The following is a 25,610-nucleotide window of genomic DNA, read 5'->3' as shown; positions in this document are numbered from 1 at the left end:
GGCGAGGCCCGCTGGCTCAGGCGGACGGGGTGTAGGTGCGCACGTCCTCGCGGACCGCGTCCCACAGGCGGTTGAGCGGATGCCCCGCGTCGTAGCGTTCGAGGTCGGCGCGGCGCACGAACGCGCCGGTCATCAGCTCGGCCCTGGGCTCCAGGTCGTCGCGCAGCTTGATCGCGCGCAGCGGGACCGCGTCGGGGTCGTCCTGCCCCGCCATGCCCCGCCCGATCGACCCGGTCACGATCATGCAGCCGCGGACGAAGCCCGACTTCAGCAGCGACAGCCCGTAGTGGACGTCGTCGATGTCGGCGACCACGCTCAGCCGCTCCCGGAAGTTCGGCCCGTACCAGGTGGCCAGCAGGTCGGCGACGAGGCCGGCGGGCGGCACCACCAGCGGGACCCCGGCGAGGCCGCTCGTGCGCACCGGCCCGTCCGGCAGCTCGTTCACGGACAGGTTCGTCAGCAGCAGCGCCTGGCCCCGCGCGTACTCGATGACCTCGTACTCGTCGAGCCGCCGGTCGCCCTCCGGCGTGCTGACGATGCTGCCGCAGATCAGGTCGACCTGCTTGGTCTCCAGGCGCGACCACAGGTCCTTGGTGCGGACGTGCGCGACCTTGAACTCGACCTCGCGCTGCCGGAACTCCTCCGACACCCGGTCCCACGCCCGCGACACGATCGGCAGCGTGAACTCGGTCGTGCCGACCGTCAGCATGCGGCCGAGCCGCCGGCGGCTCCAGTGGATGGACTCCAGCCAGCTCCCGATCGTCTGGCTCGCCAGCTCCACCGTCGTCTCGCCGGTGGGGGTGAACAGGAAGTCCTTCCCGCGCCCCTGCCGGACGGTCAGCACCTCCCCGCACAGCGCCTGGCTGTTGCGGTTGAGCGTGTCGAGCTGCTTCTGCACGCTCGACTGCTCCCGCCCGAGGACCCGCGCGGCACGCAGCGCCGACCCTGTCGCGTGCACCACGAGCAGCGTCCGGAGCTGGTCGAAGGTGGTGTCGAGCAGGCCGGACGGGCAGTCGAGGAGCTCGTCGAGGGACGGGGCCACGGGGGGTGACATTACTACCTGCTCCCGAAATGGCCGAGCGTGCATCCCAGCGGGAAATGATGACATTTCCCGCTCAACTTATCTCAAGATGTTCTTTGAAACAGCTGGACAGCGTTTCCTGACCTCTAGAACACTTTGGTCCCGCCCCCGACCGAGGAAGTGCACCCGTGAGCCCGTCCGCCCCCGAGCGTCCCGTCCAGCCCCAGGATGTCCCCGCGAAGATCGTCGCGTCCGTGCCGTCCGAGTTGGTCGTGGTACCGGCCGACAAGCTCGTGTACTCCGCCAAGGCGGCGGCCACCTAGGGACTCCCGGTTCGCCGCGGCTCTTCTCCGCCGCGGCGCCCCGGGCCGATCGTCGGCCCGTGCGCGGGGCCGCGCGCACGGGCCGACCCATCGCCCGCCCGCGCCGACAGGGGCGCGCGGGCGGGGCGGCACCGGGCACCAGCCCAGGCCCCATCTGGACTGGCGCCCGCCGCCCCCCGCCCCCACAAACCCGTCGGCCACGCCCGACGGGCCGGACCGCAGGGCACGCGGGAACACGGAGGCGTCCCGCCTCCCGGCCGCGCGATCGGCCGCAAGAACGCTCGATCACTGCCTCAGGCGGGGGTGCCGCCGGTGTTGCGGATCATCTGCTGGAGCACCTTGAGCGCGGTGACGTAGTCGGCGTCGTCGATGCCCTCGTGGATGCGGGCCCGGATCGCCGGGGCGTGCCGTCCGAGATCGACCCGCGCCCGCTCCCCCGCCTCGGTGATCCACAGCCGGCCCTCGGCGTCGCGGGTGAGCCAGCCGCGCTCCACCAGGACCTCCGCCTCGGCCGCCAGGTCGTCCTCCGGCCTGATGTAGGAGCTCATCGCGTCCCGCAACTCGCGGAGGGTCATGCCCCGGCCGTCGAGGGAGATGTCGTTCTTGGACAGGTTGCGCAGCAGCCAGAACTGCGGATGGGTGTAGCCCTGCTCGGCCTGCCGGGCTCGGGTGAACGCGACGAGGGCCTCGTAGGCGACCCCGGTCCAGTAGGCGGCCGGCTGCGCCGCCAGTTCGGCGTCGGAGACCTGCTGAGTCGACATGCGATGCTCCCCTTGGTTGGATACCCGTCCAGGCACCGTAGAACCTTGAGTTAACTTGAGGTCAAAGTAGGGGGCGGAGGAACCTCACCCTCGGCCCGATGGCGAGGCACAGGCCATCGGCACACCCGAGTTCGACCCCGACCACCGCGGACGCCGGAGTGCGGGATCAACCGCCTCAAACGCAACCGAGCGGTCGCGACCGGATACGACAAGCTCGCCGTACGCGACGAGGCCACCGTCCACACCGCCTGCATCAATGAGTGACTGTGATGGGCACCTTTGAAACAGGTCCTGCGGCCGTGTTTCAGAAACCTGTCGCGCGCCGGATTGTCTGTACACAAACCTATGCTCGTCCCCATGCCGAAATCCGCCATCCCCGCGTCCCTGTGCTATGCCGAGGCCGATGCCCGCCTGGGTGGCGCGTTGTCCGCCGTGTTCGAGGGGGCGGGAGCGTCCCCCGGTTACGACGAGGTGCTGTTCTTCGACGGCGACCTCACCCTCGACGGTGATTTCCTGGACGCCATCAAAGAACTGCGCGGCGGCGACGTCGATTTGATCGTGGTGACCGGCGATCTGACGGTCAACGGTCCGATTGCGCTCTATGGGGACCGGCCCGGCCTGTACGTCGGCGGTCACACCAAGGCCGAGACCCTGGAAGGCGGCGAAGGGGAGATCTACATCCACGACGGCGCCTTCACCCACCTGGTCTACGGCTGGTACAACCACGGCTCTTTGCGGACCGGGATCGTCGATACCCCGTGGGTGATGAACTACGACCACGCCATGGACGTGTACGCCCCCGGCGGGCGCTGGGTGAACAATTACGACGACGATGACGACGACGTCGACTTCGCCGTCGGGGACGGCATCGTCGAGGCGTTCGTGCCCGAGGTCGTCGACGCGGAGGACCGCTGCCTGAACGTCGACGAGTTTCCTGGACCGGCTGCGGGCCGGGCTGCCGGTCCTGCGGCCCGGAGCCACGGACGCAGGCCGAGTCGGAGAGTGACCACGCGTCCCGGGCTTCGGCCGACCGAGCGCAACGTTCAGGCGTTCCCCGCCGAGGTGCTCCCGGAGGCCGTGGCTGCGCACCCTGATCCTGGACGGCAACCTGATCGACGAGCTGGAACCCCGAGACACGCGCTACCGCGAGACGAGCTGACCGTCGAGCACGACCTCACCGCATCGCGGCAGAAGTCACAATCTGGCCCGCTGCCAGCTACCGCCCCCCGCGCGACTCCCGAACCACGCTGAGCGAGAGCACTGCGGAGTCACCAGAAACTCTTCGGCTCACCCTTGATCTGCGTCCAGTAGTCGGGGTGCTTGTCCTCGGCCACCCGCAGATAGAGCAGCAGATAGCGCACATTGCTAGCCGCGATGTCCCCCGGGCGTCGCTGGCCCCGACCCCCTTGATGTACTCCTGCACAACGGTGACAGCGGGCAGCCCCATCAGCCCGGCATTCAGCGCCGCGAGCACGCCCCGTGGAGACGGATGGCCATGGTCATGGACCAACCCTCATGCGCTAAGCGGCACCTCCCCAATTCGGCGGCGCGAGCGTTGAGGCAGCACCGCGGAGGCTCCCGAAACTCTCACGAGGCTGGTGACCACAGTCGCCAACCAACCCCCACGTGCCACGCGTCACCCCCCAATTCGGCGGCGCGAGCGTTAGAGGGAGCGCTGCGGAGGCACCGGAAACTCGCACGAGGCCGGCGACCACAGTCGCCAACCAACCCCCACATGCCAGGCGTCACCCCCTAACCCAGCGGCGCGAGCGTTAGAGGCAGCACTGCGAAGGCTCCCGAGACTCGCACGAGGCCGGCGACCACAGTCGCCAACCAACCCCCACATGCCAGGCGTCACCCCCCAATTCGGCGGCGCGAGCGTTAGAGGGAGCGCTGTGAGGGCTCCGGAAACTCTCACGAGGCGGGCGACCACAGTCGCGGACCGATGCCCACGTGCCAGGCGTCACCCCCTAACTCAGCGGCGCGAACGTTAGAGGCAGCACCGCGGAGGCTCCGGAAACTCGCACGAGGCGGGCGACCACAGTCGCCGACCAACGCCCACGTGCCAGGCGTCACCCCCCCAATTCGGCGGCGCGAGCGTTAGAGGGAGCGCTGTGGGGGCTCCGGAAACTCTCACGAGGCGGGCGGCCGCGGTCGTGGGCCGGCCTCCGTGCGCTAGGCGGCGCCTTCCTAGTTCGGGGTGGCGAGGGTCAGGGGGAGGACGGCGGGGGCTCCGGATTCTCTGAGGAGGCGGGTGGCCACGGTCATGGTCCAGCCGGTCTCCACGCGGTCGTCCACCAGGAGGACGGGGCCCGGGGCGGTGGAGAGGGCCGCGGCCAGGTCCGGGGGGACGGTCAGGGAGTGCCAGACGGAGCGGAGGCGCTGGGCGCTGTTGTGGCGGCGCGGGACGGGTTCGCCGGTCGGGGTCAGTTCGCCCAGGTAGGGCAGGCGGCCGATCTCGGCTATGCGGCGGCCCAGGCCGGTGACCAGGCGGGGGCGGGAGTGGGAGCCGATCGTGACGACGCCGGTGGGGCGGGCCGGCCAGTCCCAGGCGGTGAGGACCTTGACGACGGCCTCGACCATGTCGGCGGGGACGTCGGTGTCGGCGGAGGCGAACAGGTCGCGGAGGCGGTTACCCCAGCCGATGTCGGTGAGGCGGCCGAGGGCGCGGCCCGTCTCGGCGAGGTGCTCGGGTTTGATGCGGCCGGAGACGCCCAGGTCGTCCTTGACGCCGGTGGGCCACATGCGGCGGGGGGCCAGGTCGACGCCGGGGCGGTGCAGGCGGTCGCGGGCCTGGGCGGCGCCCTGGGGCGTGACGTCGGCGGGCCAGTGGTCGCCGGTGCAGTTGTCGCAGCGTCCGCAGGGGGCGGCGGACGGGTCGTCCAACTGGTCGCGGAGGAACTTCTCCCGGCAGGTGGTGGCGGCGATGTAGTCGAGCATGGCCTGCTGCTCGCGGCGGCGTTCGGAGGTGACGCGCTCGTAGCGTTCGCGGTCGTAGGACCAGGGCCGGCCGGTGGCGGTCCAGCCGCCCTTGACGCGGCGGGCGGCGCCGTCGACGTCGAGGACCTTGAGCATCATCTCCAGCCGGGCGCGGTTGAGGTCGACCTGGGGTTCCAGGGCGCCGGTGGACAGCGGGCGGCCGGCGTTCTCCAGGACGTCGAGAGTGGCGCGGACGATGTGCTCCGGCGGGAAGGCCAGGCTGGCGAAGTAGGCCCAGATGTCGCGGTCCTCGGGGCCGGGAAGGAGGATGACCTCGGCGCGGTCGACGCCGCGTCCGGCGCGGCCGATCTGCTGGTAGTAGGCGACCGGGGACTGCGGGGCGCCGACGTGGACGATGAAGCCGAGGTCGGGTTTGTCGAAGCCCATCCCGAGGGCGCTGGTGGCGACGAGGGCCTTCAGCTTGTTGTCCTGGAGGTCCCGCTCGGCCTGGAGGCGCTCGGCCTGCTCGGTCTGGCCGGAGTAGGCGGTGACCTCGTGGCCGCGATCGCGCAGGTAGCCGGTGATCTCGTGGGCGGCGGCGACGGTGAGCGTGTAGATGATGCCGGAGCCGGGCAGGTCGGCCAGGTGCTCGCCGAGCCAGGCGATGCGCTGCTCGGCACCGGGCAGCTTCACCACGGCCAGGCGCAGTGACTCGCGTTCGAGCGGGCCGCGCAGGACGAGGGCGTCGTCGCCGGCGAGCTGTTCGGCGACGTCCTGCGTGACGCGCGCGTTGGCGGTGGCGGTGGTGGCGAGGACGGGGATGCCGGGCGGCAGGTCGGCCAGCAGCGTGCGCAGCCGCCGGTAGTCGGGCCGGAAGTCGTGGCCCCAGTCGGAGATGCAGTGCGCCTCGTCGACGACGACCAGCCCCGCGCCCGCGGCGAGCTTGGGCAGCACGAGGTCGCGGAAGTCGGGGTTGTTGAGCCGTTCGGGGCTGACCAGCAGGACGTCGACGACGCCCGCCTCCACCTCGGCGAAGACCGCGTCCCAGTCGTCGGTGTTGGCCGAGTTGATCGTGCGGGCGTGGATGCCGGCGCGGTCGGCGGCGTCGATCTGGTTGCGCATGAGCGCCAGCAGCGGCGAGACGATCACGGTGGGGCCCGCGCCGCGCTCGCGGAGCAGCCGGGTCGCGACGAAGTAGACGGCGGACTTGCCCCAGCCGGTGCGCTGGACGACCAGCGCGCGCCGCCGCTCGACGACGAGGGCGTGGATCGCGGTCCACTGGTCGTCGCGGAGCCGCGCGTGCTCGCCCGCGAGGGCGCGCAGGCACCGCTCCGCCTCACCTCGGAGTCCCTCGAAATCGCTCATGCGTCCTTGGTATCAGCGCCCGCCGACCACCCGCACCAGAATCCCGTTCTGGGGATAACCCCGGATGATTGTGAGGGCCGACGACCTGGGTAACCTGCCCTGGACGATCAAGTCCTACGGGTGAAGGGGCGCAAGCAGCGAATGGGCGCGGGGGAACGCTTGCGACGGACCTGGCACGCCCTGATGGAGGGTCACACCCCCGAGCCCCCCGAGGACGAGCCGGGCGAGACCGTCGATCCGCGGGCGATCGACCTCGTCCTGCGGGTGGGTGAGCTCCTCCTGGCGAGCGGGGAGACGACCGAGCGGGTGAACGAGGCGATGCTCGGCCTCGCGGTGGCCTACGAGCTGCCGCGCTGCGAGGTGCAGGTCACACTCACGAGCCTCCTGGTGAGCGCGCATCCGGGGAAGGGCGCGGCGCCGGTGACGGGCTCGCGGGCCATCCGGCGCCGCACGCCCGCGTACTGGCGGCTCACCGCGCTGCACAACCTCGTCCAGGAGGCGTCCATCGGGATGGTCGAACTGGACGAGGCGCACCGGCGGCTCGCAGAGATGAAGCGGGGGCGACCTCCCTATCCGGCTTGGCTCATCGTCGTGTCGCTGGGGCTCATCGCGGCGTCGGCGAGCGTGCTGTCCGGCGGCGGCCCGCTCGTCGCGGTGACGGCGTTCGTCGCGACGCTGCTCGGCGACCGCGCGGCGGCGGCCCTGGCGAGGCGGGGTGTGGCGGAGTTCTTCCAGCTGACGGTGGCGGCGGGGATCGGCGCGACCGGCGCGGCGCTCGTGGTGGCGATGGGCAACCCGGCGCAGGCGGCCACGATCGTCACGGGCGCGATCCTGGCGCTGCTGCCGGGACGCCCGCTGGTCGCGAGCATCCAGGACGGCATCACCGGCGACCTGGTCAGCGCCGGGGCGCGGATGCTGGAGGTCTTCTTCATGATCGCCGCGATCGTGGCCGGGCTGGGCGCGATCGTCTACATCGCGGTCAAGCTGACCGTGCCGATCGACGTCGGCCATCTGCCGAGTGCTCCGGTGACGCTGAAGCCCGTCCAGCTACTGGCGGCGGCGGCCGTGTCGGTGACGTTCGCGGTGTCGCTGGCGGCGCCCCGGGACGTCCTGACCGCGTCGGCCCTGGGCGGAGGGCTGATCTGGATCCTGTACGTGCTGCTCCAGGGGTGGAACTTCCCTCCGGTGCTCGCCTCGGCGGTGGCGGCGACCGTCGTGGGCGTGCTCTCGAACTGGCTCGCCAGGCGCCACCAGGCCCCGGTGATGCCCTACGTGGTCCCGGCCATCGGCCCGCTCCTGCCCGGGACCATGCTGTACCGGGGCATGGTGGAGTTGAACACGGGCGATCCCCAGGGGGGCGTGCTGAGCCTCATTGGAGCGCTCTCGGTGGCGCTGGCCCTGGGGGCCGGGGTCAACCTCGGCGGCGAGCTCGTCCGGGCCTTCCAGCGCGTCGGCCTGAGCGCCTCCGGCCGCTGGGCCCGCCCGGCCGCCCGCCGCACGCGCGGCTTCTGAGGCCGGCCGCGCGGCTCCCGGAACTGTCGGTGGCGGGCGTTACGTTCGCCGCATGTACCGACAAGGAGACATCCTGATCATGCCCGTGCCGGAGGAGTCCGTCCCGCGGGCCGTGCGGGAGCTGCCGGCCGCCCCGCGCGACGGGCGGGGGCGCATGGTCCTGGCGCTCGGCGAGGCCACCGGGCACGCGCACGCGCTGGCGGCGCCCGGCTCGCTGCTGCGGGTCCCCGACCCGCTCGCGCCCGACCACCTGCACCTGCCCTCCGGCGGGCGGCTCGTGCACGAGGAGCACGCGGCGATCACGTTGCCCAAGGGCTGGTACCGGGTGGTCCGGCAGCGCGAGTACGTGCCGGGCGCCGTCCGGGTCGTGGCGGACTGACGCCGTGCTCACCGAAGCGCCCCGTGCGGCGCACTTCGTGGTCAGTGACTGGCAGTCGGCGGCGTTCGGCACCGGGCCCGCCGACCGCGGCCGGGCCGAGGCGGGCGTGGCCGCCGCCTACGCGTCCGCGGGTCTGGACGCTCCGGCGCGGTTCGTGTGGGTGCCCTCCCCCGCGCGGGGGGCGGCCGCGGCGGCCGTCCTCGCCGGGCATGGCGACGCGCTGAGGGCGGCCGGTCTGGACGATCTGGTCGACCGCGCCCAAGGGGACCTGGGCGCGGGGTCCGCGGGGTCCGCGGGGGCGAGCGTGCTGGCCGAGGTCAGAACGCGTCCGTGGGAGGCGGCACGTTCCGCCGCCTGCTCCGAACAGGGGCCGGAGCAGTGGCCGCGTGTCTGGGGCGAGTCGGGCGGCCTGCTCTGGAACCAGGTCCAGTCGCTGGTGACGCGGGTCCGCGCCGCCATCGGCGACCTCGCGGGCGGGGGCGGCGAGGACGCCTCGGCCGCCCAGAACGAGGCCGGGACCCTGCTGCGCGCCGCCACGCTCGACGCCGTCCTCGGCCAGCACGACGCGCCGTGGCTGGCGCTGTTCGAGTCGCTCGGACGCCTCGGCGGCCCGCTCGCGGGCCTGGCGGAGGTCGCGCGCTCGGCCGGGTGGTGGTGGCCCTACGAGGGGCTGGTGATCCTCTCCGAGCGCCCCTCCGACCTGTACCGCGACGAGCCGGGACGGCTCCACCGCGGCGACGGCCCGGCCCTGGCCTACCCGGACGGTTTCGCCCTGCACGCCTGGCGCGGCATGCCGATCCCGCCCGACTTCGTGGCCTCGCTCACCGACCTCACCGCCTCCCGCATCTCCTCCGAGGAGAACGCCGAACTGCGCCGGGTGATGCTGGAGATCTTCGGCTACGACCGCTACCTGGCCGAGACCGGCGCCCGGCCGCTGCACCGCGACGAGACGGGCGTGCTGTGGTCCATCGACCTGCCCGGCGACGAGCCGGTCGTCATGGTCGAGGTGGTCAACTCCACGCCCGAGCCCGACGGGACGCACCGCACCTACTACCTGCGGGTGCCGCCCACCACCCGGACGGCCCGCGCGGGCGTCGCCTGGACCTTCGGGGTGGACGAGGCCGACTACGCCCCCCAGAAGCAGACCTGAGCCGGAACCGACCCCCCGCCCCACCTCACGCGCGGTGGAGCAGGGCGGGGATGCGTTCGAGGATGCCGCCCGCGAACGTGTCGTAGAGCCCGAGCGGTTCCAGGTGCACGTAGCCGATGTGGCAGTCGCAGGTGTCCAGCGGGCAGGGGCGCGGGCCGAGGGCGTCGAGGAACGTGCCGTCGTAGAGGTTGCCCAGGACGGACGGGACGAAGTGGCAGCGGCGCACCGTCCCGTCCCCGTCCACCGACACGACGGACTCGCCCGTGCGGCACGGCAGGCCCCGGCTGGCATGCGGACGGCGGCTCACCGGGAACAGCGGGTCGATCCCGGTCCAGGCGCCGGCCTCGGCGTCGCCGTATCGGCGCCCTTCCTCCGCGTTGACCCACAGGTAGGTGCCCGTGGGCAGGTCGGCGCGGAGGCGGCGGGCCGCGTCCAGGTGGTCGGGGTGCCCGACGATCCCGACGCTGAACCGGATGCCGCCGTCCGCCAGCTCACGGCACTTGCCGAGGAACCGCTCGTAGGGCACCTGGCCGGGATGGTAGGTGGCCCACAGCGCGAGCCGCGACGGGTCGGCCTCCGCCGTCCACGACACGCGGTGGCTCAGGTTCGTCTGGATCGCGACGCGCTCGACGTGCGGAAGGTGGCTGAGCGCGACCAGGGCGCGCCGGTACCAGGACCGGACGAGCCCCTCCCCCCACGGCGTGAACAGCACCGACACGCGGTGGTCGCGGCCGGAGACCCAGGCGGTGAAGCGTTCGAGCGCCGCGCGGTCGGCACGGAGCCGGTCCGGCGTGTCGCGGCGCTTGGCGAACGGGCAGTACGGGCAGTCGTAGTCGCAGCTCGCGAGCGGCCCCCGGTAGAGGATCGTGAGGTGTTCCATCGGCGTGCGGCGCTCTGCCAACGTGCGGCGTCCCGTCAACGTGAGGTGTTCCATCAGCGTGAGGTGTTCCATCAGCGTGAGGTGTTCCATCAGCGTGCTTCGTAGGACGCCATGCGCTTCCGCACGCCGGGCGAGAACAGCGCGGGGCCTATGGCGTCGGAGTGGGCGAGCCCTTCCGGGGTGAGTGTGATGGTGTCGGGCGTCGATTCGATCCATTCCCGCTTGGCGAACGACGTGAGATCGGCTTCGAAGTCGTCGAACGGGTCGGACGCGAAGCGCGCGCGGTAGGAGTTCCGGTCCAGGCCGGCCGCTTGCAGAAGTGACTGGACGAGGTGGCGGCGACGGCGTTCGTCCGCGTCCAACGTGAACCCCACGCGGGCGCTACCGAAGTCGCTCTCGCGCACGTAGTCGTCGATGATGGCGCGCACCGGCCTCGCCTTGACCGCGTACTCGAAGGAGTAGTGCAGGGAGGCGGTGTAGGAGCGGGCGCCGCATCCCAGGCCGACCATGCCGTCCGTCTGGCAGCAGTACTCGGTTCCGCGCGCGTCCGGGGACGGCAGGCGGAACATCCGCATCGACACCTGCTCGTAGCCCTCGGCCAGGAGGTGGTCGCGGCCCATGCGGTAGAGGGTCAGGCGCCAGTCGTCCCACTCCCGGTCCAGCAGCGCGAGGCCCGTGTTCGGGCGGACGTACAGCGGATACAGGTAGATCTCCTCCGGACGCCAGGCCAGCGCGGCGTTCAGCGAGTACAGCCACGACGCGGGCGTCTGCCCCTCGATGCCGTAGATCAGGTCGATGTTCAGCGTCGGGAAGCCCGCGGCCCGGATGCGGTCGAGCGCGGCCTCCACCTCGGCGCGCTTCTGCGGGCGGACGGCCGCCCGCGCCTCCTCGTCGATGAACGTCTGCACGCCGATGGAGACGCGCGTGGTCCCCCGTTCGGCGAGGACGGTCAGCCGGTCGGCCGTGGCGGTCTTCGGCGACGTCTCCACCCCCAGCGGACCCGTCCCGAACCCGGAGAAGCGTGCGGCGATGTCGCAGAGGCGTTCCAACTCGGACGCGGTCAGATACGTCGGTGTCCCTCCCCCGAACGCCGCCGTGGCGAAGGTGCCGCCTCCCTCCAGCGCGTCCAGGAGGGCGGTGGCCTGGCGGTCGAGGGCGGCGAGGTAGGCGCCGGTCAGTTCTTCGGGCGCGCCCGTCCGGGTGAAGAGGTTGCAGAAGCCGCACCGCATCTCGCAGAAGGGGATGTGCATGTAGAGGAAGAGCGCGTCGAGGTCCTCGTCCGCCCACACCTCACGCAACGGACGTGGTGGCTCCAGCTCCCGGTACGCGGTCTTGTGCGGATAGGCGTAGACGTACGCCTCGTAGGTCTCGGTGGTCATCACGGCAGTACGAACTCCCCATACGGAACGGTCCAGACGACTTCGTGGCCGATGCGGTGCCCGGTGTGCCCGTCCTCCCCGTAGGCCGTCCCGTGATCGGAGCAGACGATCACGAAGCAGGGGCGGCGCATGAGGGCGAACAGGCGGCCCAGGTGGGCGTCGACATGCCGCAGCGCCGCCGCGTGGCTCTCGCGCGTGTCGCTCCGCGAGCCGCCGGCGGAGGAATCGAGGTAGAACCAGTTGGGCTGGTGCAGGGACGCGACGTTCAGCAGCAGGAACAGGCGGCGCGCGGCGGGCAGCCGGGCGACCGCCTCGGCCACGCGGTCGATCTGGTGGGGCAGGGACGCCGGGTCGGCGACCCCGAACCCCGGCTCCCAGTGGCTCTCGGCGAACAGCGACGGCAGCGCCGAGCCGAGCGGTGTGAGCTTGTTGAAGAACCCCACGCCGCCCACGCAGACCGTGTGGTAGCCGGCGGCCGCCAGCCCGGACGGGAGGTCGGCGGCGTCGAACGTCCACGTCCCGGGCGCGGTCGTCTCGCTCCCCGGGAACGCCCCGGCGAACAGCCGGGGGTGCGGGCCGGGAGTGGCCGGGGTCGGCAGGAATCCGGCCAGCATGGCGGCGTGCGCGGCGTAGGTGAAGCTGCCCGGCGTGTGGCGGCGCTCCCACCGTCCCCCCGGCAGGAGCCCCGCGAGCGTGGGCGTCCCGCCGGACGCCGCCAGCTCGGCGGCCACGTCGTAGCGCAGCGTGTCGAGCGTCACCAGCAGCACGTCGTGGCTGCCGATGATCTCGTTCATGTCGTACATGCGGGGGCGTACTCCGGCAGAACGGCTCTGACCTGGGCAGTGTAGGTGTCGAGGCCCTCGGCCGGGCCGCCCGGCAGGCCCGTCAGCCCGGGGAGCAGGTCGCCGAACGCGTTGACCTCGCCCACGGCGAACCGGCGCATCCCCTGGTGGACGAGCAGGTCGACGCCCACCATCGGGCTGGCGGGGAAGCAGGCGGCGGCCCGCGCGCACACCTCCAGCGCCCGCCGCCAGCCGCGTTCGCCGAGCGCGCGCCGCACCGCGCCGAGGTCGCCCCTGGCGCCGCCGAGGTGCAGATTGGTCATCGGGTTGCGGCTCGTCCGGACCACCGCGTGGGTGGGTTCGCCTTTGATGACGACCACGCGCAGGTCGAAGGCGCGCCCGCCGATCGTGGCCTTGGGCAGCCACCGCTCCACATGGAGGCCGTCCGGAGCGAGCGCGTCGATGAGCGCCGCGACGTCCCCGGTGGTGTCGTAGGTCCGCACCCGCAGCGAGTTCACGAGGCCGGACGGCGTCATCACCGCGGACGACACCGCCTTCACCCGCGCCTCCCCGTGCCGGCCGGGAGCGGTCTGCAAGGCGACGACACCTGACGCCGACGAACCGTGCGCGGGCTTGACGAAGACCCGTCGCACGCGCGCCTCGTCCATGTGCCGCCGGAGTTCCGCATGGCTCCCGACGGGCGGAAGGGCGCCGGGGACCGGGACCCCCGCCTCCAGCAGGCGGGCATGGGTCCGGCGCTTGTCGAACATGACCGCGATCTCCCCGGCGTCGCCGAGCAGCCGCGCCCCGGCCCGCGCGGCGGACGCGGCGATCCGCTCCACCGCCGCCATGAACGTCCGGTACCAGGCGGCGCCTCCGCCCACCCGCGCCGGATTCCCAGGGCCGCGCAGAAGGGCGTCCGCATCCGGGTCCTCCCCCGGCGAGTCCAGGCGGAGCACGTCCCCCGGCCCGAGGGCGAGAGAGGCGCCCCGCAGGACGTCCGTCCAGGGGATGAGACGCGGCTCCGGGAACCCGGACGACCGGCACGCCGCCGCGAAGAGCGCGGCCCGCCGGTCGCCGGGCGCGCCGACGACGGCGAGGGTCATTCCGACGCCGCGATGTAGAACCAGTCGCCGTCCGGCTTCTGCTGCTCGCTAAGGTCGACCTCGACCCCGGGGAGGGCGGCCTTCAGGCGCGCGGCCATGGCGTCGGACAGGAAGTGGTGGTGCAGGTCCAGCTTGCGCAGGTGCGTGAGCGGCTGGCCGGACAGCAGCGCCTCCGCGCCCTGGTCGGTCAGGACGCCCAGCGCGAGGCTCAGCGACTCCAGCCGCGCGACGACGGGCGCGCCCGCGACGGCGGCGGCCACCTCGTCCTGGATCCGGCTGTCCTCCACACCGAGGTGGCGCAGCGACGGCAGCCGCTCGCCGCCGAGGAACGGCGCGAGGTCGGCGACCGAGGCGTCGCCGCCGTAGTTCTCGTCGCCGAGCCACAGGTCGAGGTGCTCCAGGTTCGGCAGCTCGCTCGCCCCCACCGCCTGCACGATCCGCGCGGGGAGCCCGCCCGACTCGAACCGCAGCACCCTGAGCGCGCCGCTCCTGATCGGCGACAGCTGCAGGCCCTCCGCGCCGCGGACGTCGAACCGCTCCAGCCTGGGGAAGGCCGTGAACAGCGGGGTGATGTCGGAGTGCTCGATCCAGGAGATCTCCGCCTCCTCCATGACGATGTCACCGAGGAACAGCGACCTGAGGGCGGGGAAGGACGCGGCGGCGCCGGTCAGCACCGCCACCGGGTCGCCGGTGTCGTCCTCGTAGGACGCGCCCCAGTAGCCGATGAGGAGCGTGGTGACCTGCGTGGTGTCCACCGCCTCAAGGAACCGCGCGAAGACGTCGTTGAACGGCTCCGCCTCGAACCCCGTCCCGACGTACCAGGCGACCTCGGCGGGAGCCGGGAGCGCCTCCGCGTCGCCGTCGTCCTCGACGCCCTCCTCCCGGTAGGGGAAGCGATGCACCGGCAGACCGGCGTATTCCTCCAGGTGGTGATATATGGCCATGGGGTCCCCTTCACGTGATCGTTGGGTCCCTGTCCTATCAGCACCGGCGGACAGTACGCGCCCGCTTCAGCCTTCCTCGTCGTCTCCGTCGTCCTCCAGGAACACGCCGTCGAACTCGTCGGACTCCCCGGAGCCGCGCGCGGCGCCCAGCAGGCCGCGGGTGAGCGACTGCGCCGGATCGAACATCTCGTCCACCGCCGCGCCGAAGTGGGCGTCGGTGAGGCGCTCGGGCGCGCCCGGCGCGGGGCCGTCGCGGAGCGCGGCGCCTTCGCGGAGCGCGATCAGCACGGCGCGGCGGACCAGCTCCTTGATGAAGGAGGCCGTCACGCCCTCGGTGCGGGCGGCGACCTCCGCGAGGTCGGCGTCGAGACGCAGTTCGCGCCCGTACAGGCGCAGGAGGCCGACACGCCCTTCCAGGTCCGGACGGGGGATCTCGACGGCGAGGTCGATGCGCCCCGGGCGTTCCGCCAGGGCCCGCTCCAGCATCTCCACCCGGTTGGTGGTGAGGACGAACACGACGTCGGCGTCGCCGGAGATGCCGTCCATCGCGTCCAGGAGCGAGAACAGCAGGGGGTTGGTGCCGTCGTCGACGAGGTCGCGGTCCTCCGCGACGAGGTCGACGTCCTCCACGATGACGACGGCCGGTTGCAGGCTGCGGGCCAGCGCCACGGCCTGGCCCAGGAACCGCATGGCGGGGCCGGTGAGCTGGATGACCGTGGCCCCGAGAAGCCGCCCCATCAGGTAGCGGACCGTGTGGGTCTTGCCCGTCCCGGGCGGCCCGTACAGGAGCAGTCCGCGCTTGAGGTGCTGCCCGGCGGCGAGAAGCCGCTCGGCGTGCTCAGCGATCCCGACCACGTGCGCCTCGACCGCCTCCAGCCGCCCGTCCGGCAGGACGACCTCGGACGCCGCCAGGTGCGGCCGGGGCAGGAACGACACCAGCGCGTTCTCGTGGTACTCGCTCGCGCCGAAGCCGAGCACCTGGCCGCGCATCACGTCGTGCTCGCGGCGGAGCCGGTCCACCTCGTCGCGGACGGCGGCGGCCGTGGCCCGGTCCCGGGCGAAGACGTTGAGGACGCACATCGCCTCGTAGGACTCGCGGGTGAGGACGCCGAGCACGACCGGCGACCCGTCCGGCGCGGCCGTCGGCACCAGCCCGAGCTCCACGACCTCGATGGACTCCTCGGGGCCGACGGCGGCGGTGCCGTACTCGGGACGGCCGAGCGTGTAGGTCCCGAGCATGACCGCCGCGCCGATCATCGCGCTGAGGTTCTCGTAGTGGCGCTCCGTCCCGGCGATCCCGAACCACTCGGCGCCGGGCGTGTGGGCCGCGAGGTAGGCGTCGAGCCCGCGCTGCAGGCAGGCGTGCTCCCAGGACCGGTACTCCTGGCCGACCATCACGAGGTCGTGGAACGCGACGCCGACGTGCCCGCAGATGCGGCTCACCAGCGGCGAGGCTGCGTTGTCCTCGGTGATCCGCTCCCCCGCCGTGCGGACGAGCCGCTGGAGGCCGGCGGCCAGGGAGCGCGCGGTCTCCAGGTCGATCTCCCCGTCGCCGGGATCGGTCAGGGCATCGGTCACAGGTGTCCCCCAGTTTTTGTCCGGCCGCCCCCTTGGGGGTCAGCTTAGGCAGCGCCCGCGCGCGCTTGCGACCGGTTAAAAAAGGAACACGAAACCCCTGGGCGGACGGTTACACCGCCCACCCAGGGGTCACCTGCGTAGCGACACGGCAAGGCGTCACGACGCGATGAGCACGGAGCCCTTGTACTTGTCCTGCACGAACTTCTTCACCTCGGGCCCGCGGAGCAGGTCGACCAGCTTCTTCACGCGCGGGTCGTCCTTGTTCTCGGGAAGGGTGACGACGCCGTTGGCGTAGGGGTTGCCCTCGGCCTTCTCGGCGGCGAGCGCGTCCTTGTTCGGCGCCAGGTTCGCCTCAAGGGCGTAGTTGCCGTTGATCACCGAGAGTTCCACGTCGTCCAGCGAGCGGGGCAGCTGCGCGGCCTTCAGCGGCTTGAACTTCAGCCCCTTGGGGTTGCTCGCGATGTCCTTCTCCGTCGCGCTCGTGGACGCGCCGGGCTTCAGCGTGAGCAGGCCGTTGTCGGCGAGCAGCTTCAGCGAGCGGCCCTCGTTGGCCGGGTCGTTCGGCACCGCGACCGTCGCGCCCTGCGGCACGGCCTGGAGGCTCTTGACCTTCTTGGAGTAGACGCCGAGCGGCTCCAGGTGGACCGGCGCCACGAACGCCAGCTTCGTGCCGGACTTCTTCTCGAACTCCTGCATGAACGGCACGTGCTGGAAGTAGTTGGCCGTGACCTGCTTCTCCTTCAGCACCGTGTTGGGCTGCTGGTAGTCGTCGAAGGTCACGATGTCGAGCTTCAGCCCGACCTTGGACGCCAGATTGTCCTTGACGTACTTCAGGATGTCGCCGTGGGGCACCGGGTTGACCGCGACCTTCAGCGGGGCGTCCGCGTCGTTGGACGCCTCGGACGAACCGCACGCGGTCAGCCCCGCGAGGAGGCTCACGGAGGCCAGTGCGATGGATAGCTTGCGAAGCACGAGGAGTGCCTTTCTGTGCGTTCTTTAAGGGTTTTTATTCGGCTGTGCGTTATATGTGTTATTTGTGCGTCAGGCGCCGGGCGACGAGGTCCCCCACGGCCTGGACGAGCAGGACGATCACGATCAGCAGCACCACGGTCGCGACCATGACCTTGGACTCGAAGCGCTCGTAGCCGTAGGTGATCGCCAGGTTGCCGAGGCCGCCGCCGCCGACCGTCCCGGCCATGGCGGTGTAGCCGATCAGCGCGATGACGGTGACGGTCAGGCCCGACACCAGGCCCGGCCGGGCCTCGCGCAGCAGGACCTTGCCGACGATCTCCCGGCGGGTGGCGCCCATCGCGCGCGCGGCGGCGACCACTCCGGGGTCCACCTCGCGGATCGCGATCTCGACGAGCCGCGCGTAGAACGGGATCGCGCCGACGGTCAGCGGCACGATCGCCGCCGCGTTGCCGATGCTCGTGCCGACGACGATCCGGGTGAAGGGGATGATCGCCACCATCAGGATCAGGAACGGCAGCGAGCGCCCGATGTTGACGACGACGCCGAGCACCGCGTTGGCGGGCGGCGCGGGCAGCAGCCCGCCGCGCTCGGTGATCACCAGCAGGACGCCGAACAGCAGCCCGAGCACCGCCGTGAACAGCGTCGCGACCCCGGTCATGTAGAGCGTCTCCCGCGTCGCGGGCCACAGCAGCGGGGTCACTTCGTCCCAGGTCATCGCGTCTCCTCCTCGCCGGCCGCCACGGCCCCGTCGGCCCCGTCGGCCCCGTCGGCCCCGTCGGCCCCGTCGGCCCCGTCGGCCCCGGAGCCGCGCTCGGGCCCGCGGGCGCCGCCCTCCGCGGCGGATGTGTCGGCGTCCGCCGCGGACGCCTCGGTGTCGGTGATCGGGGTCTTGACCTCCACGGCGAGGCCCGCGTCGCGGAGGAAGGCCAGCTGCGCGGCGTTGGCGGACGGGTCGCCCGGCAGCTCCAACTGCAGCCGCCCGACCCGCCCGCCGCCGACGGTCTCCACGGCGCCGCCGAGGATGTTGACGTCCAGCGAGTACTTGCGGGCCAGCGCCGACACGAACGGCTGGTCGGTGACGCCGCCGACGAAGGTGACCTCGACGACCGTCGAGCCCGCGCGCGGCGTGACCGGCGGCAGCGGGAACAGCCCCCGGGCGAGCTCCGAGCCGGGGCGCGCGAGCAGCCCGGTGACCGGCCCCGACTCGGTGAACCGGCCGTCGCGCATGACGGCGGCGGAGTCGCAGATGCGCTTGACCACGTCCATCTCGTGGGTGATCAGCAGGACGGTGAGGCCGAGCCGCCGGTTGAGGTCCCGCAGCAGCTCCAGGATCGAGGCGGTGGTCTCCGGGTCGAGCGCGGAGGTCGCCTCGTCCGACAGCAGCACCTTCGGCCGTCCGGCGAGCGCGCGGGCGATGCCGACGCGCTGCTTCTGGCCGCCCGAGATCCGCGCGGGGTGGGCCCGCGCGTGCTCGGTGAGCCCGACCAGCTCCAGCAGCTCGGCGACGCGGTGCCGCCGCTCCGCCCGCGGGACGCCCATGACCTCCAGCGGGAACGCCACGTTCCCCGCGACCGTGCGGCTGCCGAGCAGGCCGAAGTGCTGGTGGATCATGCCGATGCCCTGCCGGGCGCGGCGCAGCTCGGCGCCCCGCAGCGCCAGCAGGTCGCGGCCGTCGATGAGGACGCGTCCCTCGTCCGGCCGCTCCAGCAGGTTGACGCAGCGCAGCAGCGTGCTCTTCCCGGCGCCGCTGCGCCCGAGCACGCCGAAGATCTCGCCCTCGGGGACGGTGAGGTCGACGCCGTCGACGGCGGTGACCTCGCGTCCTCGGGCGCGGTAGACCTTGCGAAGTTTTTCGATCTGAATCACAGAGAATCATCCGTGCGTGCGGGCGCCGCTGTGCAGGCGTCGGCGCGGTGGACCGGGACGGTGCGGAAGGAGGATGCGGGTACGTGCGGAAGGTCACGGCGTGCGGGGCACGCCGGACGCGCGAGCCGGGGGCGGCCCTGCCTCGCGGCGGCCTACGACAGGCCGGGCGGGTACGGCGCGTGGCTCAGCAGGTGGCGTTGGAAGATCATGCGCGACTCGGGTCTCGGGACGGCTCGCTTCGGGGCGCGAGGCTCAGGCGGGGGCCCTCAGCGGTCACACATTCGACGGCGGCGCGCACACCCCATGGCCCGCCGGGTCGGCGGTCCGAACTGAGGGCATGGGCATGTCACGGTCACGTCATCAGTTAACCCGCTCCAGACAACTGACGCAAATCGCACCCTCGGGAGAGGCCGTCACTCGTCCCTGTAGTCCAGGTAGGTGCGGCCGGAGCCGCCGCGCAGGGAGATGACCCGGGTCGACCTGTCGTCCACGACGGCCTGGCCGAGGTGGGACGGCATGGGCCCGACCAGCCGGTAGTGCGACCCGGGCGGCACGATGATCCGCGCGGAGCCCGAGCCGACCGCCGCGTCCACGATGTCCGGCGGCTCGGCGTAGCGCAGGTTCAGCTCGCCGGAGCCCACCTCCGCCTGGGTCTTGGACGCGGCGATCCCGGTCCCCCTGACCGTGCCGGAGTTCGCCCTCAGCCGCAGGCGGCCCCGGGCGTCGGCGACGGCGATCTCGCCCGAGCCGGTCCGCAGGTCGAGGTCGCCGGTCAGCCCCCGCACGTTGATCTGCCCCGACTCCGACACCGCCGACACGCGCGCGGCGCGCGGCACCCGCACGTCGATGTCGCCGCCGCATTCGAGGCCCCCGTAGATCCTCACCGTGCTGTTGCAGCGGAACGTGATGTAGAGCACGCCGTCCACCAGCGACTCGTTCACGGTCGGCTTGGTCGGCGCCCACGTCAGCCTCTTGTGGACCCGGCCCTCGCCCTCGGGGCCCGCGCCGACCGTGACCCGCGCGTCGCCCATGTCGAGCCGGACGTCCTTGATCGCGAGGTGGTACGGGGTCGTCTCCGTCGTGGTCCGCCGGAAGGCGTGCGCCGCGACCCGGAACCCGATCGGCGCCACCATGAGGACCGCCGTCACGGCCGCGAGGAGGATCCACACGCCGCGCCGGCGGGGGCGGGCGGGCGTCCCCGGCACCGCGCCGGTCCCGGTGTCCGCGGTCATGTCTCCCCGTCCAGGAACCGCAGGACGGCCAGCACCCGGCGGTGGTCGCCCTCGGCGTGCGGGAGGTCGAGCTTGGCGAAGATGTTGTTGATGTGCTTGGCGACCGCGCTCTCGCTCACCACCAGCGCCCCGGCGATGCCCGCGTTGGAGCGCCCCTCCGCCATGAGCGCCAGCACCTCCCTCTCGCGCGGCGTGAGCCGGTCGAGGGGGTCGCGGTGGCGGCGCAGGAGGAGCTGGGAGACGACCTCGGGGTCCAGGGCGGTGCCCCCGGCGGCGACCCGGCGCAGCGCGTCCAGGAAGACCGAGACGTCGGCGACGCGGTCCTTGAGCAGGTAGCCGATGCCGCTGGTGCCGGCCGCCAGCAGGTCGGCGGCGTAGCGCTCCTCGACGTACTGCGACAGCAGCAGCACCGCGACCTCGGGCGCCTCCCGCCGCATCACCAGCGCGGCGCGGACGCCCTCGTCGGTGAAGCCGGGCGGCATCCGCACGTCCACGATCGCCGCGTCCGGGCGGTGCTCGCGGACCGCCGCGAGCAGCCCCTCCGCCTCGCCCACCGCCGCCGCGACCTCGAACCCCGAGGTCTCCAGCAGCTTGATCAGCCCGGCCCGCAGCAGGACCGAGTCCTCGGCGATCACAATGCGCACGGCAACTCCACGGTGACGGTCGTCGGACCCCCGGCGGGGCTGGTGATGCGGAAGGTACCGTCCACCGAGCGGACGCGGCGCGCGAGCCCGGTCAGGCCCGTCCCCCGGGCCGGGTCGGCGCCGCCCACGCCGTCGTCGCCGACCGTCAGCAGCAGCACCCCGCCCCGGCGCAGCACCTCGACGTCCACGGACGCGGCGCGGGCGTGCTTGACCACGTTCGTGAGCGCCTCGGAGACGACGAAGTAGGCGACGGCCTCGACGGTGGACGAGGCGCGCGGCTCCACCTCGACCCGCAGCCGGACGGGCAGCGGCACCCGCGCGGCGATGCCCGACAGCGCCGCGTCCAGGCCCCGGTCCTCCAGGACGGCCGGGTGCAGGCCGCGGATGAGCGTGCGCAGCTCGGTGAGGGCCTCCTTGGCCTGCTCGTGCGCCTCGACGATCACCTCCATCGCGTGGTCGGGGACGTCGTCGAGCGTCTCGCGGGCCAGCCCCAGGTGGAGGGCGAGCGAGACGAGCCGCTGCTGCGCCCCGTCGTGCAGGTCGCGCTCGATGCGGCGGCGCTCGATGTCGGCGGCGTCCACGACGTCGGCGCGCTTCCCGGCGAGGTCCTCGACGCGGCGCTCCAGCTCGCTGGCCCGGTCGGGGCCGAGCAGCGCGGCGGCGGCGCGGGCGTCCAGCCGCCGGACGCCCGCCGCCACCCACGGCGTGACGACCAGCAGCACGGCACCGCACGCCATGAGCCCCGCCGTCTGGACGACCTGCGCCTTGTCGGACAGCGCCGGCGAGGTGCTCTCCGGCAGGGCCCACGCGTAGGCGCCGTAGCTCCCGAGGACCGCCCCCGCACCCCACGCCGAGACCACGGCGAGCCCCCCGCACGCCACCAGCGGCCCCACGAGCAGGTGGTATTGGAGGACGCGCCACAGCTCGGGCGAGCGGAGGTCGCGCAGCGCGTCCCAGGGGCGGCCGCCGTCGAAGTCGGGCATCGGCGGGATCTCGACGCCGAGCACCGCCCAGCACCGCTCCCGCTGCCACGAGGTCAGCGGCCGCGACGCCAGCAGCACCAGCGCGACCGTCGCGACCGAGAGCACCAGGACCGGCGTGAGGTCGATCGGCGTCCACACCGTCCAGAGCACGCCGACGATCATCCATCCGGCGCACTGCAACGGCACCCCGGAGGCGACGAACACGGTGTCGCGCCACGCCGTCCTCGACCACGGAGCATGCGCGAGCGCGTGCCGGGCCACGGAGATGGATGCCATGGGGCAACCGTATTGGCCGTGCTCAGCGCGCGGCCATGCAGCTTGTTTCAGCTCCGATGGTGAACCCAGTGCCACCCCCGAACGGATAGCGGCGCTACTGAAGGTGACCGGCCGCTCGGCCAGGGTTGAGGAGGCGCCGGGGAAACGGGCGCCGCCAGCCGTCACCGCAGGGAGCACAGCCATCATGGTCGCCGACACGACGCCGTTGAGGCCCCGCCGTCCGTTGGTCTACGGTCCGCCCGCTCGGTCACGTTCCGTGCCCGGACGCGCGCGGCCCCGGGAACGAGGGGGGCGGCGGCTCGGGTGGGCCCTGATCGGCGGCGGGGCCGCGATGGTGCCGTGGATGTGGACGCTGGCCAGGACCCTTCCCTCGACCACGCAGGTGTCGCACTGGTCCACGGCGTGGGTCGGGCTGGACCTGATGCTGGCGGCCGGGCTGCTCGGCACCGGCGTCCTGCTCACCCGGCGCGACCCCCGGCACGGGCCGGTCGCCGCCGCGACCGGGGCGCTGCTCGTGGCGGACGCGTGGTTCGACGTGGTGACCGCGGCGGCCGGCGCGGACCGGGCGCTGGCGGTCGCGCTCGCCGCCGGAATCGAGATTCCGGTCGCGGTGCTGTGCGGGGTGCTGGCGGCCCGAGCGCTTCCGCAGGTCCCGTCGCGTGGCGCCGCTTCCGGACATGACCGGCACGACGACCCGCAGGTGAAGGCCGGATGGCAAAGCATCAACGGGAGTACGCCAGACGGGTGAAACCAGACGAGCCGGACCTCTAGAGTGAGTCACACAGCGGGGCCCTCTTGCGGGAGGGCCCCTCGCCCTGCCTGCACGATCAGAGGTCCCGGACATGAACGACCACGAGGTGCACGAGGAGTGCCTGCGGCTCCTGCGGGACGGCCTGCCCGATCCCGCGCCCGACGTCCTCGACGAGGACCGGGAGTTCCTGCCGCTCGGCCTCGACAAGGACGGCGACGTCGCCGCCGTCACCTTCCTGCACCAGCGGGGGGACGGCGCGTCCGGCACGGGCGCGTTCATCGAGGGCTGGACCTTCCACCGCAGGGACGGCGAGTGGATGGAGCTCGGCGGCGCCGGCGGGTCGGCGCCCGACCAGCCCCTCACCCGCCGCTCGTCCGGGGAGCTGGGCCGCTACCTGCACAAGTACGGGTCGGCGCGCACCGTCCGCAACGCCGGCCGGCTGCTGCCCTGGGGCGCGAAGTGGGTGAACGAGGCGCGGCTGCGCGCCTCGGCGGAGGTCGCGGCGGTCCGCGTCGGCAAGCGGATGCTGGACGTCCCCGTCCACGGGCACCTCGTGGTGGTGTGGTCGGCGCGCCGCGGCCCGGTCATCGAGGCGCTCGCCGCCGACGGCGCGGTGCTCGACGAGCTGGACCTCGACCGCCCGTCCGTCCCGGGGCGCCCCGCGGCCGACCACGCCGATCTCTGACGGTCCCCGACTGGAGCGTTCTACATTCGGTGCGCGTCCGTGCCGCCCCCGTAGCGGCGGGCGCCGGGCGACGCTTTCGCCGCGCCTGGCTGGGCAGACTCCAGACATGGCCGTGACGCGCGACTACGACGCCGACCCGGAACGCTTCCGCCTCGCGACGCGGGTGACGCGCCGGTACCTGATCGGGGCGCGGAGCCTGCACGAGCACATCGCGGTGAAGCTGCTGAACTCGGCGGTGTCCCGGGTCCTCGACATCGGCTGCGGGGAGGGCGCGCTGAGCGGCGCGCTGCCCGACCGTCCGCCGTTCCGCCTGGTGGGGGTGGACGCCTCGGCGACCATGCTGCGCGCCCATCCCCCGCCCCGCGTCCACGCCGACGCCGTGCGCCTGCCGTTCCGCGACGGCGTGTTCGACGCGGCCGTCGCGGTGAACATGCTCTGGCACCTGGACGACCCCGGCCTCGTGCTGCGGGAGGCGCGGCGCGTGCTCGCCCCGGGAGGGCTGCTGATCGTCACGGCGATCTGCCGGAACGACAGCCCCGAACTCGCGCCGGTCTGGCGCCCGGCGCCGACCCCGTTCGACGCCGAGGACGCGCCCGCGCGGGTCTGCGAGGTGTTCGGCGAGGTCGAGGTGGAGCGCTGGGACGCGCCGCTGATCACCCTGCCCGACCGGGACGCCGTCCGCGACTACCTGATCGCCCGGCGGATGCCCCGCGCGGAGGCCGCCGAGGCGGCGCGGCGCGTGCGCACGCCGCTCCCGGTGACCAAGCGCGGCGCTCTCGTCCTGGCCCGCCGCTAGCGCGGCGTCACGCCGGGACCGGCGCGCTCGTCAGGCTCTCGGGGGTGAGCTGCCCGGGACGGGTCAGCCCCGACAGGGCCAGCGTGAGTTCCAGTTCCGCCTGGAGGCAGCGCAGGACGTGCCGGACGCCCGCCTGCCCGCCCAGCGCCAGCCCGTAGGCGTAGGGGCGCCCGACCAGCACGGCGCGGGCGCCGAGCGCGAGCGCCTTGACGATGTCGGCGCCCGTCCGGACGCCGCTGTCGAACAGCACGCACGCCCGACCGCCGACCGCCGCCGCGACGGCGGGCAGCGCGTCCAGCGCGGCGACGGCGCCGTCCACCTGCCGTCCGCCGTGGTTGGAGACGATGACGCCGTCCATGCCCGCCTCCACGGCCCGCCGGGCGTCGTCCGGGTGCTGGATGCCCTTGAGCGCGATCGGGCCGTCCCAGTGCTCCCGCAGGAAGGCCAGATCGTCCCAGGTCAGGCTCGGGTTCCCGAAGTTCGCGACCCAGTGCAGCAGCGCCGCCTGCCGGTTGGCGCCGGTCACCGGCCCGCCGACCGCCCGCTGGAACACCGGGTCGGCGAAGTAGTTCGCGACGCCGACGCCGCGCAGGAACGGCAGGTAGGCGCGGTCGAGGTCGCGGGGGCGCCAGGCCAGCGTGAACGTGTCGAGGGTGACGACGAGGGCGGTGTAGCCCGCGGCCCTCGCGCGGTCCAGGAAGCTCACGGCGAGGTCGCGGTCCTTCGGCCAGTAGAGCTGGTACCAGCGCGGCGCGCCGTCGCCGGCCGCCTCCGCCACCTCCTCCATCGAGTGGGACGCGGCCGTGCTCAGCACCGCCGTCAGCCCCTCGGCCGCCGCCGCCCGCGCCGTCGCCAGCTCCCCGTCCGGATGGAGGATCGACTGGACGCCGATCGGCGCGAGCAGCACCGGCGCGGGCATCGCGGTGCCCAGCACGTCCACCGACAGGTCGCGTTCGGCGACGTCCCGCAGCATCCGGGGGACGATCCGCCACCGGTCGAACGCCGCGCGGTTGGCGCGCGCGGTCGCCTCGCTGCCCGCCGCGCCCGCCACGTACCCGAACGCCTGCGCCGACAGCACGCCCTCGGCGAGGCCCTCCAACCGCGTCAGGTCGGTGGGCAGGCCCGGACGGACGTCCCCGAGCCCCTCCAGGTAGATCGAGTTCTGGAAGTCGGCGAGCGGGCTCAAGCGGCACCTCCGGCGTGATGTGGGCGGCGCGCCGCGCCGGGACACGGGCCGGACGGGGCCGCCCGATGCGTTCCGTCCGCCCTCAATCTGCCAGGTATGCGGCGGGTGACGGAACGGCCT

Annotated in this window: 23 protein-coding genes and 1 pseudogene; 8 read left to right on the top strand and 16 right to left on the bottom strand. The window is 73.0% G+C overall.

Annotation, left to right across the window (positions count from 1 at the left end; translation table 11 throughout):
* Nucleotides 1–16: 16 nt before the first annotated feature.
* Nucleotides 17–1,054 (bottom strand): LysR family transcriptional regulator, encoded by a 1,038-nt coding sequence (locus GNZ18_RS05000; RefSeq protein WP_156214937.1) that lies wholly within the window; start codon nt 1,052–1,054, stop codon nt 17–19.
* Between the two features lie 155 nt (nt 1,055–1,209).
* Here GNZ18_RS05000 and GNZ18_RS43005 point away from each other — a divergent pair, with 155 nt between their 5' ends.
* On the top strand, nt 1,210–1,344 hold the full coding sequence (locus GNZ18_RS43005; protein ID WP_272498765.1) for a hypothetical protein: 135 nt from the start codon (nt 1,210–1,212) through the stop codon (nt 1,342–1,344).
* Between the two features lie 293 nt (nt 1,345–1,637).
* Here GNZ18_RS43005 and GNZ18_RS04995 read toward each other — a convergent pair whose 3' ends face one another.
* The gene (locus GNZ18_RS04995) at nt 1,638–2,105 is read right to left on the bottom strand and encodes a winged helix DNA-binding protein (RefSeq protein ID WP_156214936.1); all 468 of its coding nucleotides are present in this window, start codon (nt 2,103–2,105) and stop codon (nt 1,638–1,640) included.
* A 357-nt stretch (nt 2,106–2,462) separates the two neighbouring features.
* Here GNZ18_RS04995 and GNZ18_RS04990 point away from each other — a divergent pair, with 357 nt between their 5' ends.
* Nucleotides 2,463–3,356, top strand: coding sequence for a hypothetical protein (locus GNZ18_RS04990; protein ID WP_156214935.1), 894 nt, complete (start codon nt 2,463–2,465; stop codon nt 3,354–3,356).
* A gap of 939 nt (nt 3,357–4,295) precedes the next feature.
* Here the strand turns inward: GNZ18_RS04990 and GNZ18_RS04980 are convergent.
* Nucleotides 4,296–6,389, bottom strand: a complete 2,094-nt coding sequence (locus GNZ18_RS04980) for a RecQ family ATP-dependent DNA helicase (protein WP_156214934.1) — start codon at nt 6,387–6,389, stop codon at nt 4,296–4,298.
* A 183-nt stretch (nt 6,390–6,572) separates the two neighbouring features.
* Between GNZ18_RS04980 and GNZ18_RS04975 the strand changes: the two genes are divergently transcribed.
* Genes GNZ18_RS04975 through GNZ18_RS04965 form a run of 3 tightly spaced genes read left to right on the top strand, consistent with a single transcriptional unit; the run spans nt 6,573 to nt 9,430 of the window.
* Entirely contained in the window at nt 6,573–7,901 is a 1,329-nt protein-coding gene (locus GNZ18_RS04975; protein ID WP_156214933.1) for a threonine/serine exporter family protein, read from the top strand.
* Between the two features lie 52 nt (nt 7,902–7,953).
* Complete coding sequence (locus GNZ18_RS04970) at nt 7,954–8,280, top strand: DUF8820 family protein (RefSeq protein WP_156214932.1); 327 nt, start codon at nt 7,954–7,956, stop codon at nt 8,278–8,280.
* 4 nt (nt 8,281–8,284) lie between these two features.
* Nucleotides 8,285–9,430: a DUF6745 domain-containing protein gene (locus GNZ18_RS04965; RefSeq protein WP_246249452.1), complete on the top strand. Its 1,146-nt coding sequence runs from the start codon at nt 8,285–8,287 to the stop codon at nt 9,428–9,430.
* Nucleotides 9,431–9,455: 25 nt separating this feature from the next.
* Here the strand turns inward: GNZ18_RS04965 and GNZ18_RS04960 are convergent, their stop codons facing one another.
* The 12 genes and pseudogenes from GNZ18_RS04960 to GNZ18_RS04905 form a co-directional block, all read right to left on the bottom strand.
* Nucleotides 9,456–10,310, bottom strand: coding sequence for an STM4011 family radical SAM protein (locus tag GNZ18_RS04960; protein ID WP_156215560.1), 855 nt, complete (start codon nt 10,308–10,310; stop codon nt 9,456–9,458).
* Nucleotides 10,311–10,399: 89 nt separating this feature from the next.
* On the bottom strand, nt 10,400–11,689 hold the full coding sequence (locus tag GNZ18_RS04955) for an STM4012 family radical SAM protein (protein ID WP_156214931.1): 1,290 nt from the start codon (nt 11,687–11,689) through the stop codon (nt 10,400–10,402).
* Nucleotides 11,689–12,492, bottom strand: a complete 804-nt coding sequence (locus tag GNZ18_RS04950; protein ID WP_173390651.1) for an STM4013/SEN3800 family hydrolase — start codon at nt 12,490–12,492, stop codon at nt 11,689–11,691. The genes GNZ18_RS04955 and GNZ18_RS04950 overlap by 1 nt, the downstream gene beginning before the upstream one ends.
* Nucleotides 12,480–13,577, bottom strand: a complete 1,098-nt coding sequence (locus GNZ18_RS04945) for an STM4014 family protein (RefSeq protein ID WP_156214929.1) — start codon at nt 13,575–13,577, stop codon at nt 12,480–12,482. The genes GNZ18_RS04950 and GNZ18_RS04945 overlap by 13 nt, the downstream gene beginning before the upstream one ends.
* Nucleotides 13,574–14,521: an STM4015 family protein gene (locus tag GNZ18_RS04940; protein ID WP_156214928.1), complete on the bottom strand. Its 948-nt coding sequence runs from the start codon at nt 14,519–14,521 to the stop codon at nt 13,574–13,576. The genes GNZ18_RS04945 and GNZ18_RS04940 overlap by 4 nt, the downstream gene beginning before the upstream one ends.
* Before the next feature lie 66 nt (nt 14,522–14,587).
* Nucleotides 14,588–16,099, bottom strand: a complete 1,512-nt coding sequence (locus GNZ18_RS43550; RefSeq protein ID WP_216651172.1) for an AAA family ATPase — start codon at nt 16,097–16,099, stop codon at nt 14,588–14,590.
* Between the two features lie 156 nt (nt 16,100–16,255).
* Nucleotides 16,256–17,038 carry a MetQ/NlpA family ABC transporter substrate-binding protein gene (locus GNZ18_RS04930; protein WP_312874305.1) on the bottom strand — a complete coding sequence of 261 codons (783 nt, stop codon included), beginning with the start codon at nt 17,036–17,038 and terminating at the stop codon, nt 16,256–16,258.
* 91 nt (nt 17,039–17,129) lie between these two features.
* Nucleotides 17,130–17,786: a methionine ABC transporter permease gene (locus GNZ18_RS04925; RefSeq protein WP_156214927.1), complete on the bottom strand. Its 657-nt coding sequence runs from the start codon at nt 17,784–17,786 to the stop codon at nt 17,130–17,132.
* Between the two features lie 179 nt (nt 17,787–17,965).
* Nucleotides 17,966–18,937: pseudogene (locus GNZ18_RS04920) on the bottom strand (methionine ABC transporter ATP-binding protein); the annotation flags it as partial.
* Between the two features lie 413 nt (nt 18,938–19,350).
* Nucleotides 19,351–20,169 (bottom strand): DUF4097 family beta strand repeat-containing protein, encoded by an 819-nt coding sequence (locus GNZ18_RS04915; protein ID WP_156214926.1) that lies wholly within the window; start codon nt 20,167–20,169, stop codon nt 19,351–19,353.
* A complete protein-coding gene (locus GNZ18_RS04910; protein WP_214618676.1) occupies nt 20,166–20,813 on the bottom strand; it encodes a response regulator in 648 nt (215 codons plus the stop codon). The genes GNZ18_RS04915 and GNZ18_RS04910 overlap by 4 nt, the downstream gene beginning before the upstream one ends.
* Nucleotides 20,801–22,072 (bottom strand): sensor histidine kinase, encoded by a 1,272-nt coding sequence (locus tag GNZ18_RS04905; protein WP_156214925.1) that lies wholly within the window; start codon nt 22,070–22,072, stop codon nt 20,801–20,803. The genes GNZ18_RS04910 and GNZ18_RS04905 overlap by 13 nt, the downstream gene beginning before the upstream one ends.
* A 331-nt stretch (nt 22,073–22,403) precedes the next feature.
* On the opposite strand from GNZ18_RS04905, the gene GNZ18_RS04900 reads away from it, so the two are divergent.
* The 3 genes from GNZ18_RS04900 (at nt 22,404) to GNZ18_RS40715 (ending at nt 24,304) form a co-directional block, all read left to right on the top strand.
* The gene (locus tag GNZ18_RS04900) at nt 22,404–22,820 is read left to right on the top strand and encodes a hypothetical protein (RefSeq protein ID WP_214618674.1); all 417 of its coding nucleotides are present in this window, start codon (nt 22,404–22,406) and stop codon (nt 22,818–22,820) included.
* Between the two features lie 94 nt (nt 22,821–22,914).
* A complete protein-coding gene (locus GNZ18_RS04895; RefSeq protein ID WP_156214924.1) occupies nt 22,915–23,508 on the top strand; it encodes a hypothetical protein in 594 nt (197 codons plus the stop codon).
* 106 nt (nt 23,509–23,614) lie between these two features.
* Complete coding sequence (locus GNZ18_RS40715; RefSeq protein WP_173390650.1) at nt 23,615–24,304, top strand: class I SAM-dependent methyltransferase; 690 nt, start codon at nt 23,615–23,617, stop codon at nt 24,302–24,304.
* A 7-nt stretch (nt 24,305–24,311) separates the two neighbouring features.
* On the opposite strand, the gene GNZ18_RS04885 is transcribed toward GNZ18_RS40715, so the two are convergent.
* Nucleotides 24,312–25,490 carry a lactate 2-monooxygenase gene (locus GNZ18_RS04885; protein ID WP_156214923.1) on the bottom strand — a complete coding sequence of 393 codons (1,179 nt, stop codon included), beginning with the start codon at nt 25,488–25,490 and terminating at the stop codon, nt 24,312–24,314.
* Nucleotides 25,491–25,610 lie beyond the last annotated feature (120 nt).

This window comes from Actinomadura litoris (assembly GCF_009733595.1).
Classification (GTDB): domain Bacteria; phylum Actinomycetota; class Actinomycetes; order Streptosporangiales; family Streptosporangiaceae; genus Spirillospora; species Spirillospora litoris.
The sequence above is the reverse complement of the archived record's forward strand: the minus strand, read 5'-3'. Positions and strand labels throughout refer to the sequence as shown.